We start from the raw sequence: 14902 nt of genomic DNA, 5'->3' as shown, positions 1-14902 counted from the left end.
GGCCGGTGACCCAAAATTAAATAACGAGATAAAGATGTACTCAAATAATAACTCTCCCATCAATACCCTTTATCCTTTGGAAACCCCATCAGTCAGCAGTTGAAACTGCTGACTCCGGACCAATCAGATTTCAATTAAAAGTGAGGCTCACAACTGCTTGAGCACCTTTTATGTTATTTTATTGGTTATAGTTTGTTACAATGCGGCAATTGGTCCGCAAAAAGGTTGAAATCCTTACCAGAGACATCATGCAATCCAATAGGATACCGAATAGGCGGCAGCGCAGGCAACGGGGGTCTGGTTGGCATGCTCATGGACAGGCTCAAAACAGTTGGCTATTATCCCCGAGCCCATTGTGACCGCCAGGAAAGGACAGTCAAAAGCCTTTTCGCTCTGTTTATCTGTTATATTTGCCACCCCCATTATGAAACCGGGAGGGTCTTATGGTCGCTTTTCTAATATTATGCAAAACCTGCGGATTTATTATTTTAAGCGAAGGAGCGTGTTATACATCCAAAATTAATCCTTTGGCCGTTATGAGTGATCGCCGCCGGCAGGTTCCCTTTGATCCCTACTATTTTGAAAAGCAGAAGCAGGACGGGAGAGGACTATCCATGCAGGAAACATTCAGTGAGATTCATCACAACAATCACTGGCAGGGCGCAGAGTCGGTATCCGGGGAGGGATCCAGCCGCAGTCAGACCGACAAGCTTGCCCGGAAACTGCCGGAGCTATTAAAGGATTACGATATCGACTCCATGCTTGATCTGCCGTGCGGTGATTTCAGCTGGATGAAACACCTGGCGCTGCCCCTAACCTCCTACATCGGGGCCGACATCGTGCCGGAGCTGATAGCTGAAAATAAAAGGCGCTACGGCAGCGAGCAACGCTCGTTTGTGATGCTGGATCTTACTGCCGACCCCCTGCCCGCGACAGATCTGCTGTTCTGCCGCGACTGCCTGGTCCATTTTTCCTATGCCGACATCCACAAGGCGCTGGCCAACATCCGCTCGCACGCTATTGGCTATCTGCTCACCACGACCTTTCCCTCCTGCGAATCGAATGAAGACATCACGACGGGGGATTGGCGTCCGCTCAACCTGCAGGCCGAACCCTTTAACCTGCCGGAACCGCTTATGATCATCAGGGAGGATTGCACGGAGGGTAAAGGCCTCTACCGGGATAAAAGCCTGGCGTTGTGGAAGATTTCAAAGGTGCTGCTATAATAATTGTTTAGCGGAAAGAAGGCGATCTGCTCTAAATGCTTACATTAAGACTTGATACTTAAAGCAGAAATGAGCACCCTCTATTAATTGACAGAGAACAAGGATTAACACGAAGGAATTGATGGGCATGAAATTAATTGGGAGTATATGGGCGGCGGTGGTGGTCACGCTGGTAGCAGCCTGCAGTCCGCAGCAGGATCCGGGAATTGAACAGGCGATCAGTCATACGGGGGATCATTTTGCCCCCGACCGCCGCGTTGCACTCTTCGACATCTGGGCGGAGCAAGCCAATGGGGCCTGGATTCTGAAAGGAGAGACCAATAACGCGAAGGCGAAGGCAGCCCTGATGGATTCGCTTGCTGCCATGGGGATACCGGTTACGGACAGTGTCCGGGTGCTTCCCGCTGCTGAGCTGGCGGGAAAAACATTTGCCATTGTCAATAACTCGGTGGCCAATATACGGTCTCGCCCCTCACACCCGTCGCAGCTGGCGACCCAGGCACTGCTGGGCATGCCGCTGCAGATCCTTAAAAAGGAGGGGGGATGGTACCTGGTGAAAACACCGGACGACTACATCTCCTGGGTGGATGGCGGGGGCATTGCTCCAATGAATCAGTCGGAATATGAGGAATGGGCAAGCGCTCCCAAGCTGATCTATCTCCAAACGTACGGATTTTCCTACCAGGCGCCCGATGTGTCGTCGGGGAAGGTGACCGACCTGGTGGCGGGCAGTGTTCTAAAAATGGAAGGGAAGGCGGGCTCATTTTATGAAGTTTCGTACCCGGACGGGCGCCGGGGATATGTTGCCCGGCAGGAAGCCAACGTATTTGATCAATGGCAGCAGGAGTTGAAAACCAGTCAGACCTCGCTGCTTGAGACATCGAAAACCATGATGGGAGCCCCATACCTCTGGGGCGGTACCTCTACCAAGGGGATGGACTGCAGTGGTTTCACCAAAACCGTCTATTATATGAACGGGATGATCATACCCCGTGATGCCTCCCAGCAGGTCAGAGCCGGTACACGGGTGGACGACCAGAAGAAATTTGACCAGCTGCAGGTGGGAGACCTCTTGTTTTTCGGTGAGCCGGCAACCAACAGCCGTCCGCAGAAGGTCGTACATGTAGGTATGTGGATAGGCGATAGCCAGTTTATCCACTCGTCGGGACGTGTGCACATCAGCAGCGTGGATTCGACCGCCGATAATTTCGATGCCTACAACCTCGGCCGGTACCTGGAAAGTCGCCGCTATTTGGGAGACAGGCAGGGAAATATCATGCCTGTGGGTGCCATGTACGCCCTGGATGGACGTAACTGATAGGTTGGACCGAGGATGAAACTTTCAAACGTTAATGATAAGGTGACCATGATGCCACAGTTTTTCTTTCGCTTGTTTTTCCTGGTGTTGGTCCTGAGCTGTATTACCGGCCCGGGTATGGCCCAGCAACCGCAACATGTGCTCCAGGGAAAAACCATCTGTCTGGATCCCGGCCACGGGGGCACCGCGGAAACGGATCAGTACAGGGTGGGGCCGAGCGGCGAGCGTGAAGAATGGGTTAACCTGCGCGTTGGACTGGCCTTGGAGAAGCTGCTGGAAGAGCAGGGGGCAACGGTGGTGATGACCCGTGACGAGGATATTGATGTGCCGTTGGCCGAACGGGCGCAGTTGGCTGTTGAGCACGAGGCCGACCTTTTTGTCTCTATCCATCACAATGCCACTGCAGACCCTTCGGTCAATTTTCCCATCGTGTATTTTCACGGAAATGCATCGGAGAACAGGGCAGGGGTCCGCCTCGGCCGCTTGCTGATTAACCGGCTGTCGGTCGAACTTTTTGAGGATGAGAATCCGGCAAGCCTGGTCTCAGACCGGGTCATCTTCCCCGGCCGGGGAACATCAGTCTTGAGGGGCACCTACGGCATCCCGGCTGTGTTGGCGGAAGCGTCATTTTTTACCAATCCGGCGGAAGAGCAGCGACTGAAAGACCCGGACTATAATCAACGTGAGGCCCGGGCCTATCTTAAGGCGATCAAGTCGTTTTTTGCGAGCCCGCCCCCTCCCATTCATGAGAAGGACTCTCGTGTGGAAGTCAGACCGTTCCAGGTGCTGCAGGAAGCGGAACGCATGAAACCGGTGGCTCGAAAATGGAGATCGAATTTTATCAAGGGACGTTCATTGTATCAAAAGGGGGATACGCTTTCGCTGGAGCAAGCGCTGGATCTTTTTACGATATCGGCACGCAGTTTCCCGGACTCATGGCTGGCGCGGCAAGCTCATAGATACCGGGCCCGGATATTCGAAAAGGCCGGGGAACACCAGAAGCAGCGGGAGGCAGAAACCCGGGTGGAGGAGCATTATGTTCCCCTCTTGAGAAATGAGAGATATCTGAATCAGTTGAAAAAAGAGAACTGAGCTCACTTCCTGCACGGCAGCTCTCCAATGTCCGATCATCCTGTGGGCCTATGCTGAGCCATGGCTGATGGAATTCCTCTAAAAGCTACTGCACAAAGACGTCATCATCTATATCCCCCGGGAGGAAAGACCTCGAGGCAGTTGGTGAGGCAGAAGGCTGCGATGGTACATCCTGATCTTTCGAAGGCCATTCTTCTTATCCATTTTATCGTGCTGCCGGGGCTACTTGACCTCCGTACCCACGGCTTCTTCCGGCACGTCAAAAACCTGCTGTGTTTCGGAGCCGTAATGGGGACGGCGGCTCAGGAGAAGATAGCCGCAAATACCACTGATGATGGAACCGGTCAGGATCCCCACCTTCGAGAAGTCCAGGAACCCAGCATCAGTGAACGAGAGGTTGGCAATGAACAGCGACATGGTAAAGCCGATGCCTCCCAGCAGGGCCAGGCCGTAGACCACTTTCCAGGTCTCCCTGTTGTCAGACAGGCCCGAAAAATTCAGCTTGGTCAGCAGCCAGGTGGAGCTGAATATTCCCAGCTGTTTACCGAAGAATAACCCGAGGATGGTCCCCCAGGTCAGGGGTGAGTGGAAAGCCTGGTCGAGGATCTGGGGGTCAAAGACGACCCCGGCATTGGCAAAGGCGAACAGGGGCATGATGATAAAATAAACCGGAATATGAAGCTTGTGCTCCAAACGATGCAGCGGTGATTCTGTGTGCTCCATGGTTGCTTCCATATGATGCAGGGCCTGCTCGCGGGTCACCGGCAGATCCTTGTCCTGTGCCTGTGTGAACAGCTCAAAGCCTTCCCGGGCGTAATCCTTGAGGCGCTCCAGGCCCCATCCGGGTCGTGCCGGGATAGTGAACCCGAGAACGACACCGGCAATGGTGGAATGTACGCCCGATTCGAGGACCGCCCACCACATGATGAATCCGATTACCAGGTAGGGGCTCAGCTTGTTGATCTTCTTATAATTGAGCAGCAGCAGACAGCACAGGCATACGGCCGCAACTCCCAGGGCAGTTATGCTGATTTGGGCGGTATAAAACAGGGCGATGACAAGCACCGCGATAAGGTCATCAACTACGGCGATGGTGGTTATAAATACCTTGGCCCATACCGGTACGCGGGAACCCAGAACAGCCAGGACCCCGATGACAAAGGCGATATCTGTTGCCATGGGAATTGCCCAGCCGTTCATATAGGCAGATCCTCCGTTCAGGGCCCAGAAGATCAAGGCGGGCAAGGCGGCTCCGCTCATGGCCGCAAAAACCGGCAGCAGTGCCGATTTGAGGGTGGAAAGCTCCCCGTACTTCAGTTCACGTTTTATTTCGAGTCCCACCAGCAGGAAGAAGATCGCCATCAGTCCGTCGTTGATCCATTCGTGCAGCGGATGGTCGATTACCAGGGAGGCAATACCCAGCGTAATTTCCAGCTCCATTATATGATTATAGAGTTCATGCAGCGGGCTGTTGGCCACTGCCAGGGCTGCAAAGGTGGCAAAAAGCAGCATCATGCCGGCTGCGGAATCTTTGGCGAGTATTTTTTTTAGTGAGGTTATGAATGTTGATTTTGTCACGATATAAGCAGTTTAGTATTATGGTTTGATTCTTCCGGCTTTGTTTGGCTGCCGATGTCAGGCATCCTGTTGTACTCCTTTATATTCCGGGTGGAGGGCGATGTAAGCTTCCCGAATGCATAAGAGTCCCAGCGCGAGGGCTCCTGCTACATAGAGGGTCGCAGGATTCGACAGGTAGGACTCGTAAAGGAGTACGATCATGGCTAAAGCACATCCTACCGAGCCGACCAGCGGCAGTCCGGACTTCCATCCCTCAAAAATACGATGTTTGTACCCCATGAAGTTGACTATCGAAAAGACGAATAAAAACACCAGGCTTGAAAAGACAGTGATCTGTTCCAGGTTGCCCAGCGCCTGCACGGCAATGGCCAGGATAGCGGTGAGCAGGGTGAAATAGACCGGCACTCCCGAATGCTGTTTACGGGTAAGCTGGGAGGGCAATTGCCGATCTTCAGCAATACGTCTGGCGAGCCGGGAGATGGCAAAGACCGTAGCCAGGATAGCCGAGGATGTTGAAAATACCGCGGCCACCAGTACAATCACAATGCCTGCCTGGCCCAATACTGGTTCGGCCACCATGGCAAGTACGGTTTCCTTATGCTGGGCGATTACTTCCGGAGACAGGGAGCCGGTCAGTACAAAGGCGATCAGCATATACAGTACGAGGACCGTGGGAATGGAAATGAGCACCGCTTTGGGCAGATTCTCCTTGTGGTTCTCAATGGTGTTGTAATCATATGTGAGCAGCTGGAATCCCTCGTAGGCCACAAAGACAAGAGCTGCAGCCTTGATGGTGCTTCCCACGCCCTGATTAAAGACCGGGTATATCTTGCCGGGGCTTACGTTGATAAAACCGATGGCTGCCAGGCCAAGCAGAATGGTGATCTTGGTGTAGACCAGCAGGTCTTCGGAGGCCCCGGACTCACGCACACCACTCAGGTTCAGCATTGCAATGAGCAGCACAACGGTGCTGCCCAGCCAGAAGCTGGACCCCGACCCAAAACCGAAAAGACGTCCTGCATAGGCGCCAAACGTATAGGCATAGAGGCTGATGGTAAAAATATAGCCGAGCAGCAGAAACCAGCTGATGGTACCCGCAAAACGGACACCGGCTATTCGTTCGATAAAAATGAATTCGCCGCCGGATTCATCAAAGTCAATGGTTAGCCGGGAATAGACCACTCCGGTGATAAAGGCCAGTAATCCCCCGGTACCGAGGCTGATAAATGCTGCGTTGCCCGAGGTGGTTACGGCTTCGCCCAGTATGGCGAATATACCTCCACCCACCATTCCCCCAATAGCCATGCCACAGGCATCGAAAAGTGAAAGTTTGTTGGATGAGGCCATGCGTGATCACCTCAATATTACAATGATGATGCAAAATATTGCACTTAGCTTGCTGAGCCATTTTTTCAGCCGGCTGAAATTCTTTTTTTCAAAGTGCCAGACGAATTCAAATTGTCCCAGAATAGTTCCATACAAAAGGAGCAGGATCTGGTAGGAGGGGACGACTACCAGCAGCCAGGCTGCAGCTTCTTCCCAAAAAGGGGTATACTTTCCGAAACCCAGAAGGTTGAATACAAATCTGCGTATGTAGAGTACGCTCATTCCGGATATGGAGAAAATAAACAGGATCAGGGCTACCTGGCCGGAGTCTGTCAACCCCCAGCGGTTTTTTAAGTGGTCTAATAATTTCTGCATAGGAAAATCTTTTTAATAGGAAGTGCCTGTAGCGGTACAGGTTGTGTTAGCTGGCAAGCTCAGAAGTTCCTAATGCAGCAGAATAACCGTGGTGAGACCGAGCAGGACTGGATTTATGACCTGCGTAAGCCGGTTGAGGTACAGTTGGGGCGATTGAAAATTCGCGAAAAAAGCATGAGTCGAAAGCTCTCCGCGTTGTTTGTTATTGTTTTCGTTATCGCTGTTACTGCTCTCCTTCTCTTCAGCCAGGTACAGCGGATCCGCCAAATCACGGACCGGTTTGTCCTGTGCCTCATAGGAGCTCATCCCATGTCGGAGTGATAGATAAGCCGGGTCCAGGGGAGGGGGCTCATGAATGATCTGGGATACGGCAGTCTGGCTGGTTTTACTTTTTGGGCCCGAAGAACTGGAATGAAGAAGAGCCGGCAGCGTCAGCAGGATGGAAAGCAGGAGGAACATTGACAGCGCCCGGCCGTGCGGATTCCCGTAATATGTCTCTTTACCGTATTTCATATGTCATCGTCAAATACTAAGGTAAGAATAAAGCAGACAGGATAAAAGTAATAGGGCAGGGTACTTGATGAAAGAGGGCACTGCTGGGTATTTATATCCGAATACTACTTCTATTTTCTGTCTAGAAGGGCCCGTTTTATCTCTGGCGGACCACTAGAAAGGAAGTTTACCAGAGCACCCAGTAGAGCAGGAGCAGGAGGATCATCACCCAGACAAGAATTTTGATGTGAATGGGCTGGCGGGGAAATTCATAGCCGCAAATCGGGCAGACATCAGCCTTCCGGTCTGTCTCCATGGCGCAGGCGGGACATTCCTTTTTCTTCATAGGCAATGGTCAGTATTGGGGTGAGTTTAGAATCAAAAGTAACAAAGGAATGTCTGGAAAAAAAAGATTGCGCAGCCTGTTCAAGGGCTGCGCAACACAATGTCATGTACCTAAATTATTATCAGTAGTAGGATCCATATACTGGACAATCCTTACAAAAAAATATTATACCCCTCTTCATAGGTTCTGAGTGAAGGGGTGTGACTTTGGTTAAGATGTGGGTTCACTGTTTCGCATACAAATTAGGAGTCGTCGGTAAAGGCATTTTGGGAGAAAGGGCTACACCGGAGTACAAACTGGATGCTACACCCCGGCCTGTTCGATGACCTCGAGGGTCTTGCGGAGCCCGGTTTCGGCTACTTCCTGCAGGTCACGCTTCCAGTAGTCCGGGTTGTAGAGTTCCAGTGAAACACAGCCGCGATAGCCCGTTTGCTTCAGGTCACTCAGGATGTCGGGCAGCGGCAGCACGCCGTCGCCGGGAAAAACGCGATGTTTATCCTCCAGCTGATCAATGGACGGATCGGCGGGTGCGTCGGCAAACTGGAAGATGGCGATGGCATTGCCGTTGAGCATGGAAAGTCCTTCAAAGCCGCCCCCGCTGATGTGCATATGGTAGGTATCGGGGATGATCCGGGCTTCCGGGTGGTTGGCGTTGAGGGCCGCGGCCATGGCCTCCCCCATTGTTTTGAGGGGGAAAAATTTAACGAAGACCAGGGCCGGCTTGATGCGGTAGTCGTTGAGACCAATCTCTATAATATCTCGGTAGCGTTTGGCCACCCATTCCAGGTCATAGTTTTCGCCAACTGTATTGGGGATCGTCTGGATATGCTCGGATCCGATGTCGGCAGCCATCCGCATTCGCCGGCGCGTGTCCTCAAGGGAGGCTTCCCATTCCTGCCGGGTGGGCGGAAGGGCATTCCACAGCCCGATGACGCTGGGCACGAACAGACCGCGACGGCGGATTTCTTCGCCAAGGGCTTTCAGGTCGCCTCCCTTCTGTTCATATTCTTCCAGTTCGCCGTCCCAGGGTTCAATAGCGTCGAAACCGGCATCGGAAGCAATGGCTACTTTATCTTCCAGGGAAGCGGGTCGGATGGTCGCAGTATCAAGGCAGATCGGCCAGGGACTCCGGCCGTCCTGGTATCGATTCTCCTTGGAATGCGCAGATGTGGCTGCGCCCGGAGGGGCCAGGGTACTGCCAAGGACGCCTGCGGAGGTAAGAGCGAAGAAGGTCTTGCGGTCCATGATACAGTTGTAAATCTTTTGGTTGAAGATCGAGTGAGATTGCGTGCACAGAACAATAGATACGACCTATTTTTCAAAATTCGAAATGGGAATATCAGTATGGCATGAAAGCTGTTGGGATTATATCTTGGTGCGGCAAGCACAGGACAATTTTAATCAATACCATCAGGATATTATGAAACGGCAGACGAGTGCGATTATCAGGGAAATGACTGCTGATGGCAAGCGGGTACCGCTGCCGGAACCTGTGAATATTGAACTTGAGTTCTCGGCCATTGACACCGGCGGCGGGTTTCATGATCCCATCCTGGATTTCAGCTTCCGACTGCCTGTGGACAATGCAGGAGCTCTTGAGGGTCAAGAGGTGAGTGTTTCCATGCTGCTGGTGGACCCGACGGACGGGGACAATACGCTACGACTGAACTACAGGGGGAGACTGGCCATCCGTTCTGGCAACAAGCTGGAGAGCATGGGACGCCTGAAGGACGAACAGGTAAGCCGGGCCATAGTGAAATTTATTATGCGCAGTCTCCGCTGAGGAGTTTTGTAATGTCATCGATCCGTGCTTAAGGCTTCTGGTTAGCAGGGGGTGAACAGAGCTGTAGTAAGCTTCTGTTATTATTTCTTTTTTATCTGGAACAAAAGTGATTATTATACATACAATCTTCTAACCAAATAATCGGAGTGCACATGAAGAAACTGGGATATATCATTGCAATTGGCGGATTAATTGGACTTATCTATACCGGGATCAACTATGCTAACAGTACCGAGCATGTGAGTGCCCTGGGCGTTGACGTAACTGTCAGCCAGGGTGATCCTACAGCGATGATTATTTCTGGGATTGTCCTGGTTGCAGGAATTTTAATCGCATTCGCTGCCAAAAATAAATAAGCGGAGGTCATTATGTTACGCTGGACTATTACTTTCTTAGTGATTGCCATTATTGCTGCAGTGCTGGGATTCGGAGGAATTGCCGGTGCCGCTGCCGGTATTGCAGAAATTCTTTTTTATATCTTCCTGGTGTTATTTGTGCTTTCGCTTATCTTTGGACGGGGTCGCCCGTAGTCGTAATCAGGCGTCTACCTGAAAAGGGAACAATTTAAAGCTGTCTGACTTATAAAAGGTAGGTACAGGCAGGTAATATCTGGTATGGGAAGTACCGGAATGGAGAGATTATTTGTTATACCTGCTGGCGGAAAATGCCATGCAGATTGAAAAGGTGAGAAAAGGATTAGCATTATGTACATAATTGATACCAATAAACAATACGATCTTATTAGGGAAATGAAGCAGCTTCGCAAAGACAGCAAGAAGCTTGAAGTGTATTATCATCACCCCTACACCAACCAGATGTGGAAAAGTTTTTTCCCGCTTTCGGATGGTGAGACGCTCGGCCCCAAGTTATTGCGACACGAACCCCTGCCCAAGGATGTGGAAGAATGCCTGGATATTTGCCTGACCGAGGACGTACCTGAAAACGCCCAAGGATTGGGCATTGAGTGGTCAGCCTATACCTCGCTGTGGCCCCAGATTATCAAGGTGCTTGAAAAAAATTATTCGGATTATCTGAGGGGGCAGCTGAAGCTTTTTCTGAATCACCTGAATATGGGGGAGGTTGAACTTCCGTCCAGGAAGGAAGAGCCCGTGGCGGGCAAATTTACGCCCATCAATGATGAACAGCTAAACAATCTTATCTGGCGGTCGCGTAAAGTTCGCATGAAACGCTTTTTTGTATTACGATAGAGACGGCAGTTCCTCACTTATTGTCCACATTTTTTTTGTCAATACATCCTGGAATGCTATCGCTGCGGGTGCTTTGGGTTTGCGGTCCTTGAAATATTGGCCGCTGATATTGGCGACCTGGTCGGAGGCAGCGAGGCAGACTGCAGTGTCTGCCTTCTGTGGTGGGAATCCATAAAGGACCACTGAGCATGTAGCATAGCCGCGTCGGCCAGCCGGCGTCTTCGGCAAGTTAGTGCTAATGATCAGCGGGTGCAGGCAGTTGACGGTGGTATCCTGCAGTCGTTTGGCCAATTCATGGGTAAACATGATATTACAGAGGTTGGAAAATCCATATGCGTTCATTGCGGTAATTCCTTTTCCAATCTACAGATTATTCAAGTCAAAAAATCGGGCACCCAGCCCGTGAGCTTCGGAAGAGAGGGTTACAAGCCGGGCAGTGTCCGCCCGCCGGAGATGTTTGGTAATTATATTTGTTAACAGAAAGGGAGCCAAATGATGGATGGCCAGGTTTTTTTCGATGCCTTCCGGGCTTTCTTCCCGCCGTTGGGGAATAAAGCCGATGTTGTTCACTAGGACATTTATATGATTAAAATCTCCGGTAATCTATGTTGCCGCCCTGCGGATATCATACTGCAAGCTCAGGTCAGCAAAGACAATTTGAAGTCCGTCGTGACCGGTATCCCTTGCATGGCCTGCAGGACATGCTGCTTGTTACGGCACAGCATCAGTGTATAAGCTCCCTGGCGGGCAAATGCACGAACAATCTCTTTTCGAAATCCGGAGCTGGCCCCGGATACAACACATAGCTTGTTGGACAAATCCATACAGGCGTTCTATTTTTAGCTGAAATTGTTATTCGAATTAAGCAGTAAAGAAGTTAATTTATAACATTGTATATCAACGGAAATTACCCAAAAATGGTTGTATGTCTTGCCGATTTACGAAGCAGGATACTTCAGATGGAGAAAGCCGTTTTTGCATAACGTCAGTTAACTATATCACGAAATCGTAGGACGAATGATTCAAGAATATCTTAATTCTGTAGATAAATTCATTGTTGTCGGAGACCGTGTGCTTATCAAGCCGCGGGATATGGAGACGCGGACCAAAAGCGGTCTTGTGTTGCCGGCAACCGTCAAGGAAAAAGAGGATATACACAGTGGCTACGTGGTTAAAACCGGGCCGGGGTATCCTATCCCCTCCAATGAAATTGATGAATCCTGGAAAGAAAATACCAGTGAGACGAAATATATCGGAATGCAGGCGGAGGAAGGAGACCTGGCGATCTTTTTGAAGGACCAGACCCACGAGATCGAGTTTGAAAATGAGAAATATCTCATATGTCCCCACCGGGCCATCCTGCTGCTGATTCGTGATGATATAGCGCTTTAAACGGCGGTATTCCGGTCATCTCAGCACTAGATTGAGGGCATGAGGATATGCTTTGTTGTTGCAAAACCACAAACAGAACCATCACTATACTATGAATACACACCCGAAAGAATCCGCCAGCAATGAGGAGGCAGCCGGGCGCCGCTGCGTGTATTGTGGTACCAAGGCTCCCCTGGTCTGGGTGCATGGCCATGGGCAGTGTGCCCGGTGCGGTATCAACGTCGAGGAGTGCTGCCGGGGAGAAACCTGCCGGATGGATTAAATGCTCACTCAGAGGAACGTCTGCTTTTCGACAGAGTATACTTTTTCGCAGAGGGCCAGTTCCTGCCGGCTGTTGGAGGCCAGCACCAGCAGCTTGTCGTTTGCCTGAAAGTCGGCGGCGATATCGGTGACCAGGCGTTGGCCGGCTTCATCCAGATTAGAGCCCGGTTCGTCCAGTAGAAGAATATCCGGCTGATGAAAGAGAGCCGAAGCCAGGCGCAGCCGCTGCTGCTGTCCCGTGGAGAGCTTGCCGTAGGGCTGCAGGGCCGCTGATTCCAGTCCAACTCTCTGAATCCACTCTTTGATCTGCTGGTCGGCTGCGGGCTGTCGCCGCACTTTGGCCAGGAACTGGAGGTTTTCAATACTGCTGAGCTCGTCGTAAAGGTTGATATAGGGTGCGGCATAGCCCATCCGCTTGCGGACCTTTCCCGGTGGCAGTTGCTCTTCCCCTTTGATCCAGTAAATGGTACCACCGGTGGGCGGGAGAAGACCGGACAGGCATTTCAACAAGGTTGATTTTCCCGAACCGTTTGACCCCGCAATGCCCAGGGCGCTGCCGGAATGCTCAAGAGTGAGGTCACGGAAAATATTTTTTGGACCAAAAGACTTTTTTAGCCGTTTAACTTGTAGCGTAATCATAACCAAAGATAGAATGTGGTGTCCAGACCGCGAACAATAAACCGGCCGTTAAACTATGAAATTTTCAACTAATTTCATGCCTCGTATCCATTTTGTTTGGAAGAGTACTGCGACCGGGGCAGCGTCGGTGGCAATACATATTTCATAAGATTCATAGTATTTAACATATTGTATATTCTTTGGTTGTATAGACGAAAGGCAGACAATATATTTCTCCGAAAAATGATGAACCAGACCATCCAAAAGACCACAAAAAAACTGATCGATCTTTTGCCGGAAGAGCAAGAGTATTATCGGCTGGACGATCTTCACGCCTGGGGTTTTCCCCCTTTTATTGTCCAGCGGATCCAGGTAGAGCTGGAACGCAACCTGGCCGAGTCCATGATCCTGCCCAAGACCGACTGGGCCAATACCGAGTCGGAGGCCGTACTGGAGGCCTGGCAGCAGTTTGTTCAGGCTATTCGGGCCGAAGCACGGTTGCCGGCCAGCTATGCCAAGGCGGTTATCGAGACGTCCGTGGAAGATACGCTGGATATGCTGGTGCAGCCCAGGGAGAATATCCCGGATGTCATCTTCGGCAATGACGACACGCTTGCGTACGAACAGCTGTGTGAGCGCATCAAGGCCGTTGTGGTCTACCCCCACTTTGCTACGCTGGTTCCTCGCTACATGCAGAAGAAAGGGCTTGACAGATTGTCCAGGCACCGATGTGAAGAACTGATCCGGCGTGCTGATGAGCGCCTGACCGACAGTTACTCCCCCCTGAATTGGGCCCAGATGCTTGATCCACTGTTTAACTTGTCGGGGGGCGAAATTGATCCCAGCATGTTGCGCCTGTTTTTTGAGGACAAGAAACGGGAGAGGCTTGCTGAGACCTTCGATCAGATGGACAGGGCATTGACACGGGCTGAATTCATAGAAGTATTATCTGCTCCTGATACCGTGGCGACGAGGAAAGAAGTGCCGGAGCCCACGGTCCTGGAGACGGGAGAAGAACCCAAGGCGCCAGCTGATCGGTCTCGTGTGGGGGATCCGGCAGGCAGCGCATTGACCGGTCAAAGGGAGGTAGGAGAATCCGATGATGATGAGGCAGAGGAGTCAGGGGATGTTGAAGTACCGGAACAGGCGTATCCAGAGGTCATCGGCGAGGTTCCTGACCAGGAACCGAAAGAAGAGCCCGTGTCGTCTGAAGAGGAACCCGAACACGGGGAAGACTGGGCCAGCTTGTCAACGTCCGAGCCGTCTCGAAACGGGGGGGATCATTCGCTGAATGCTATTTACAACCGGGAGGAGGAACCGCTTGCTTTTCAAGGGGGGGAAGAGCCTCCGTCGGATGAAGGGCCGGAGGAAGTGGTCGAAGAAGATGAGCATGCCGAAGAAGAATTTTCTCATGAGCGTGAGTGGTCGGAAGAGACTGAGGATGAAGACCGGCCCATCTGGATGAATTTTATGAATGAAGAAGAAAAGCAGGCCCTGGAATCGGAACAGCAGCAGGAAGACGAGCTGCTGCTGCATTTGGGGGAAAGTCAGGAGGAATCCGAAATTGAATCAGAAGAAGGCACGGACGATGAAACACCAATGGTTGATGTGACCGAGGAGGGGCAATCCGAAACACCTCCTGAAGTTGCGGAGCTGAAAGAACAGCTTTCAATGGAACGCAGCCGGTTTATTGAAGATCTCTTCGGGGGGTCGGAACGTGCCTATGAGGAGGCAATTCAGGAGATTGCAATGCTGAGTAATTGGCGGGGAGCCAGCCGGTACATTCAGCGGGAGGTCTTTCAGCGCAATATGGTTGATATGTACTCCGAGTCGGCTATCGATTTTACGGATGAACTGCATAACTATTTTTCAAAAAAATAAAACTAA

Annotated in this window: 20 protein-coding genes; 10 read left to right on the top strand and 10 right to left on the bottom strand. The window is 51.4% G+C overall.

Annotated elements, in window-relative coordinates; genetic code table 11:
* The first annotated feature begins 536 nt into the window (after positions 1-536).
* From FN808_RS13280 to FN808_RS13270, 3 genes are all read left to right on the top strand, one after another.
* Positions 537-1226: a class I SAM-dependent methyltransferase gene (locus tag FN808_RS13280; RefSeq protein WP_185958407.1), complete on the top strand. Its 690-nt coding sequence runs from the start codon at positions 537-539 to the stop codon at positions 1224-1226.
* Between the two features lie 127 nt (positions 1227-1353).
* Positions 1354-2544, top strand: coding sequence for a C40 family peptidase (locus FN808_RS13275; RefSeq protein ID WP_221930049.1), 1191 nt, complete (start codon positions 1354-1356; stop codon positions 2542-2544).
* Between the two features lie 15 nt (positions 2545-2559).
* A complete protein-coding gene (locus FN808_RS13270; RefSeq protein ID WP_221930048.1) occupies positions 2560-3636 on the top strand; it encodes an N-acetylmuramoyl-L-alanine amidase in 1077 nt (358 codons plus the stop codon).
* A 222-nt stretch (positions 3637-3858) separates the two neighbouring features.
* On the opposite strand, the gene nhaA is transcribed toward FN808_RS13270, so the two are convergent.
* The 6 genes from nhaA to FN808_RS13245 all read right to left on the bottom strand — a co-directional run bounded on the left by nhaA (position 3859) and on the right by FN808_RS13245 (position 8998).
* Positions 3859-5214, bottom strand: coding sequence for a Na+/H+ antiporter NhaA (gene nhaA, locus FN808_RS13265; RefSeq protein ID WP_142715092.1), 1356 nt, complete (start codon positions 5212-5214; stop codon positions 3859-3861).
* A 57-nt stretch (positions 5215-5271) separates the two neighbouring features.
* Positions 5272-6561, bottom strand: a complete 1290-nt coding sequence (locus FN808_RS13260) for an APC family permease (RefSeq protein ID WP_142715091.1) — start codon at positions 6559-6561, stop codon at positions 5272-5274.
* Between the two features lie 6 nt (positions 6562-6567).
* On the bottom strand, positions 6568-6915 hold the full coding sequence (locus FN808_RS13255; RefSeq protein ID WP_142715090.1) for a DUF6787 family protein: 348 nt from the start codon (positions 6913-6915) through the stop codon (positions 6568-6570).
* Positions 6916-6984: 69 nt separating this feature from the next.
* The gene (locus FN808_RS13250) at positions 6985-7428 is read right to left on the bottom strand and encodes a hypothetical protein (RefSeq protein WP_142715089.1); all 444 of its coding nucleotides are present in this window, start codon (positions 7426-7428) and stop codon (positions 6985-6987) included.
* A gap of 166 nt (positions 7429-7594) precedes the next feature.
* The gene (locus tag FN808_RS18940) at positions 7595-7753 is read right to left on the bottom strand and encodes a hypothetical protein (RefSeq protein WP_185958406.1); all 159 of its coding nucleotides are present in this window, start codon (positions 7751-7753) and stop codon (positions 7595-7597) included.
* Positions 7754-8056: 303 nt separating this feature from the next.
* Complete coding sequence (locus FN808_RS13245) at positions 8057-8998, bottom strand: sugar phosphate isomerase/epimerase family protein (RefSeq protein WP_142715088.1); 942 nt, start codon at positions 8996-8998, stop codon at positions 8057-8059.
* A gap of 175 nt (positions 8999-9173) precedes the next feature.
* Here FN808_RS13245 and FN808_RS13240 point away from each other — a divergent pair, with 175 nt between their 5' ends.
* The 4 genes from FN808_RS13240 (at position 9174) to FN808_RS13225 (ending at position 10744) form a co-directional block, all read left to right on the top strand.
* Positions 9174-9536: a hypothetical protein gene (locus FN808_RS13240; protein ID WP_142715087.1), complete on the top strand. Its 363-nt coding sequence runs from the start codon at positions 9174-9176 to the stop codon at positions 9534-9536.
* 152 nt (positions 9537-9688) lie between these two features.
* A complete protein-coding gene (locus FN808_RS13235; protein WP_142715086.1) occupies positions 9689-9892 on the top strand; it encodes a transglycosylase in 204 nt (67 codons plus the stop codon).
* Between the two features lie 12 nt (positions 9893-9904).
* A complete protein-coding gene (locus FN808_RS13230; RefSeq protein WP_142715085.1) occupies positions 9905-10066 on the top strand; it encodes a DUF1328 domain-containing protein in 162 nt (53 codons plus the stop codon).
* 174 nt (positions 10067-10240) lie between these two features.
* A complete protein-coding gene (locus FN808_RS13225) occupies positions 10241-10744 on the top strand; it encodes a hypothetical protein (protein WP_142715084.1) in 504 nt (167 codons plus the stop codon).
* On the opposite strand, the gene FN808_RS13220 is transcribed toward FN808_RS13225, so the two are convergent.
* The 3 genes from FN808_RS13220 to FN808_RS13210 all read right to left on the bottom strand — a co-directional run bounded on the left by FN808_RS13220 (position 10736) and on the right by FN808_RS13210 (position 11568).
* The gene (locus FN808_RS13220) at positions 10736-11086 is read right to left on the bottom strand and encodes a Rossmann-fold NAD(P)-binding domain-containing protein (RefSeq protein ID WP_142715083.1); all 351 of its coding nucleotides are present in this window, start codon (positions 11084-11086) and stop codon (positions 10736-10738) included. The two genes, FN808_RS13225 and FN808_RS13220, sit on opposite strands and share 9 nt — an antisense overlap.
* Positions 11087-11107: 21 nt before the next feature.
* Positions 11108-11314 carry a Rossmann-fold NAD(P)-binding domain-containing protein gene (locus FN808_RS13215; RefSeq protein WP_142715082.1) on the bottom strand — a complete coding sequence of 69 codons (207 nt, stop codon included), beginning with the start codon at positions 11312-11314 and terminating at the stop codon, positions 11108-11110.
* Between the two features lie 68 nt (positions 11315-11382).
* Positions 11383-11568, bottom strand: coding sequence for a hypothetical protein (locus FN808_RS13210; RefSeq protein ID WP_142715081.1), 186 nt, complete (start codon positions 11566-11568; stop codon positions 11383-11385).
* A 193-nt stretch (positions 11569-11761) separates the two neighbouring features.
* Between FN808_RS13210 and FN808_RS13205 the strand changes: the two genes are divergently transcribed.
* Together FN808_RS13205 and FN808_RS18935 are read left to right on the top strand one after the other, a co-directional pair.
* The gene (locus tag FN808_RS13205; protein ID WP_185958405.1) at positions 11762-12136 is read left to right on the top strand and encodes a co-chaperone GroES; all 375 of its coding nucleotides are present in this window, start codon (positions 11762-11764) and stop codon (positions 12134-12136) included.
* 91 nt (positions 12137-12227) lie between these two features.
* Positions 12228-12398: a hypothetical protein gene (locus FN808_RS18935; protein ID WP_185958404.1), complete on the top strand. Its 171-nt coding sequence runs from the start codon at positions 12228-12230 to the stop codon at positions 12396-12398.
* A gap of 8 nt (positions 12399-12406) precedes the next feature.
* Here the strand turns inward: FN808_RS18935 and FN808_RS13200 are convergent, their stop codons facing one another.
* Positions 12407-13036, bottom strand: a complete 630-nt coding sequence (locus FN808_RS13200) for an ABC transporter ATP-binding protein (RefSeq protein WP_142715080.1) — start codon at positions 13034-13036, stop codon at positions 12407-12409.
* 222 nt (positions 13037-13258) lie between these two features.
* Here FN808_RS13200 and FN808_RS13195 point away from each other — a divergent pair, with 222 nt between their 5' ends.
* Positions 13259-14896: a DUF8457 domain-containing protein gene (locus FN808_RS13195; RefSeq protein WP_142715079.1), complete on the top strand. Its 1638-nt coding sequence runs from the start codon at positions 13259-13261 to the stop codon at positions 14894-14896.
* The last annotated feature ends 6 nt before the right edge of the window (positions 14897-14902 follow it).

Source organism: Fodinibius sediminis, assembly GCF_900182555.1.
Classification (GTDB): domain Bacteria; phylum Bacteroidota; class Rhodothermia; order Balneolales; family Balneolaceae; genus Fodinibius; species Fodinibius sediminis.
The sequence above is the reverse complement of the archived record's forward strand: the minus strand, read 5'-3'. Positions and strand labels throughout refer to the sequence as shown.

Bases quoted from the DNA above. Each gene is read 5' to 3' on its own strand.
- FN808_RS13280 (WP_185958407.1), top strand. From the start codon at position 537: ATGAGTGATCGCCGCCGGCAGGTTCCCTTTGATCCCTACTATTTTGAA.
- FN808_RS13275 (WP_221930049.1), top strand. From the start codon at position 1,354: ATGAAATTAATTGGGAGTATATGGGCGGCGGTGGTGGTCACGCTGGTA.
- FN808_RS13270 (WP_221930048.1), top strand. From the start codon at position 2,560: ATGAAACTTTCAAACGTTAATGATAAGGTGACCATGATGCCACAGTTT.
- FN808_RS13260 (WP_142715091.1), bottom strand. From the start codon at position 6,561: ATGGCCTCATCCAACAAACTTTCACTTTTCGATGCCTGTGGCATGGCT.
- FN808_RS13255 (WP_142715090.1), bottom strand. From the start codon at position 6,915: ATGCAGAAATTATTAGACCACTTAAAAAACCGCTGGGGGTTGACAGAC.
- FN808_RS13250 (WP_142715089.1), bottom strand. From the start codon at position 7,428: ATGAAATACGGTAAAGAGACATATTACGGGAATCCGCACGGCCGGGCG.
- FN808_RS18940 (WP_185958406.1), bottom strand. From the start codon at position 7,753: ATGAAGAAAAAGGAATGTCCCGCCTGCGCCATGGAGACAGACCGGAAG.
- FN808_RS13245 (WP_142715088.1), bottom strand. From the start codon at position 8,998: ATGGACCGCAAGACCTTCTTCGCTCTTACCTCCGCAGGCGTCCTTGGC.
- FN808_RS13240 (WP_142715087.1), top strand. From the start codon at position 9,174: ATGAAACGGCAGACGAGTGCGATTATCAGGGAAATGACTGCTGATGGC.
- FN808_RS13235 (WP_142715086.1), top strand. From the start codon at position 9,689: ATGAAGAAACTGGGATATATCATTGCAATTGGCGGATTAATTGGACTT.
- FN808_RS13230 (WP_142715085.1), top strand. From the start codon at position 9,905: ATGTTACGCTGGACTATTACTTTCTTAGTGATTGCCATTATTGCTGCA.
- FN808_RS13225 (WP_142715084.1), top strand. From the start codon at position 10,241: ATGTACATAATTGATACCAATAAACAATACGATCTTATTAGGGAAATG.
- FN808_RS13220 (WP_142715083.1), bottom strand. From the start codon at position 11,086: ATGAACGCATATGGATTTTCCAACCTCTGTAATATCATGTTTACCCAT.
- FN808_RS13210 (WP_142715081.1), bottom strand. From the start codon at position 11,568: ATGGATTTGTCCAACAAGCTATGTGTTGTATCCGGGGCCAGCTCCGGA.
- FN808_RS13205 (WP_185958405.1), top strand. From the start codon at position 11,762: ATGATTCAAGAATATCTTAATTCTGTAGATAAATTCATTGTTGTCGGA.
- FN808_RS18935 (WP_185958404.1), top strand. From the start codon at position 12,228: ATGAATACACACCCGAAAGAATCCGCCAGCAATGAGGAGGCAGCCGGG.
- FN808_RS13200 (WP_142715080.1), bottom strand. From the start codon at position 13,036: ATGATTACGCTACAAGTTAAACGGCTAAAAAAGTCTTTTGGTCCAAAA.
- FN808_RS13195 (WP_142715079.1), top strand. From the start codon at position 13,259: ATGATGAACCAGACCATCCAAAAGACCACAAAAAAACTGATCGATCTT.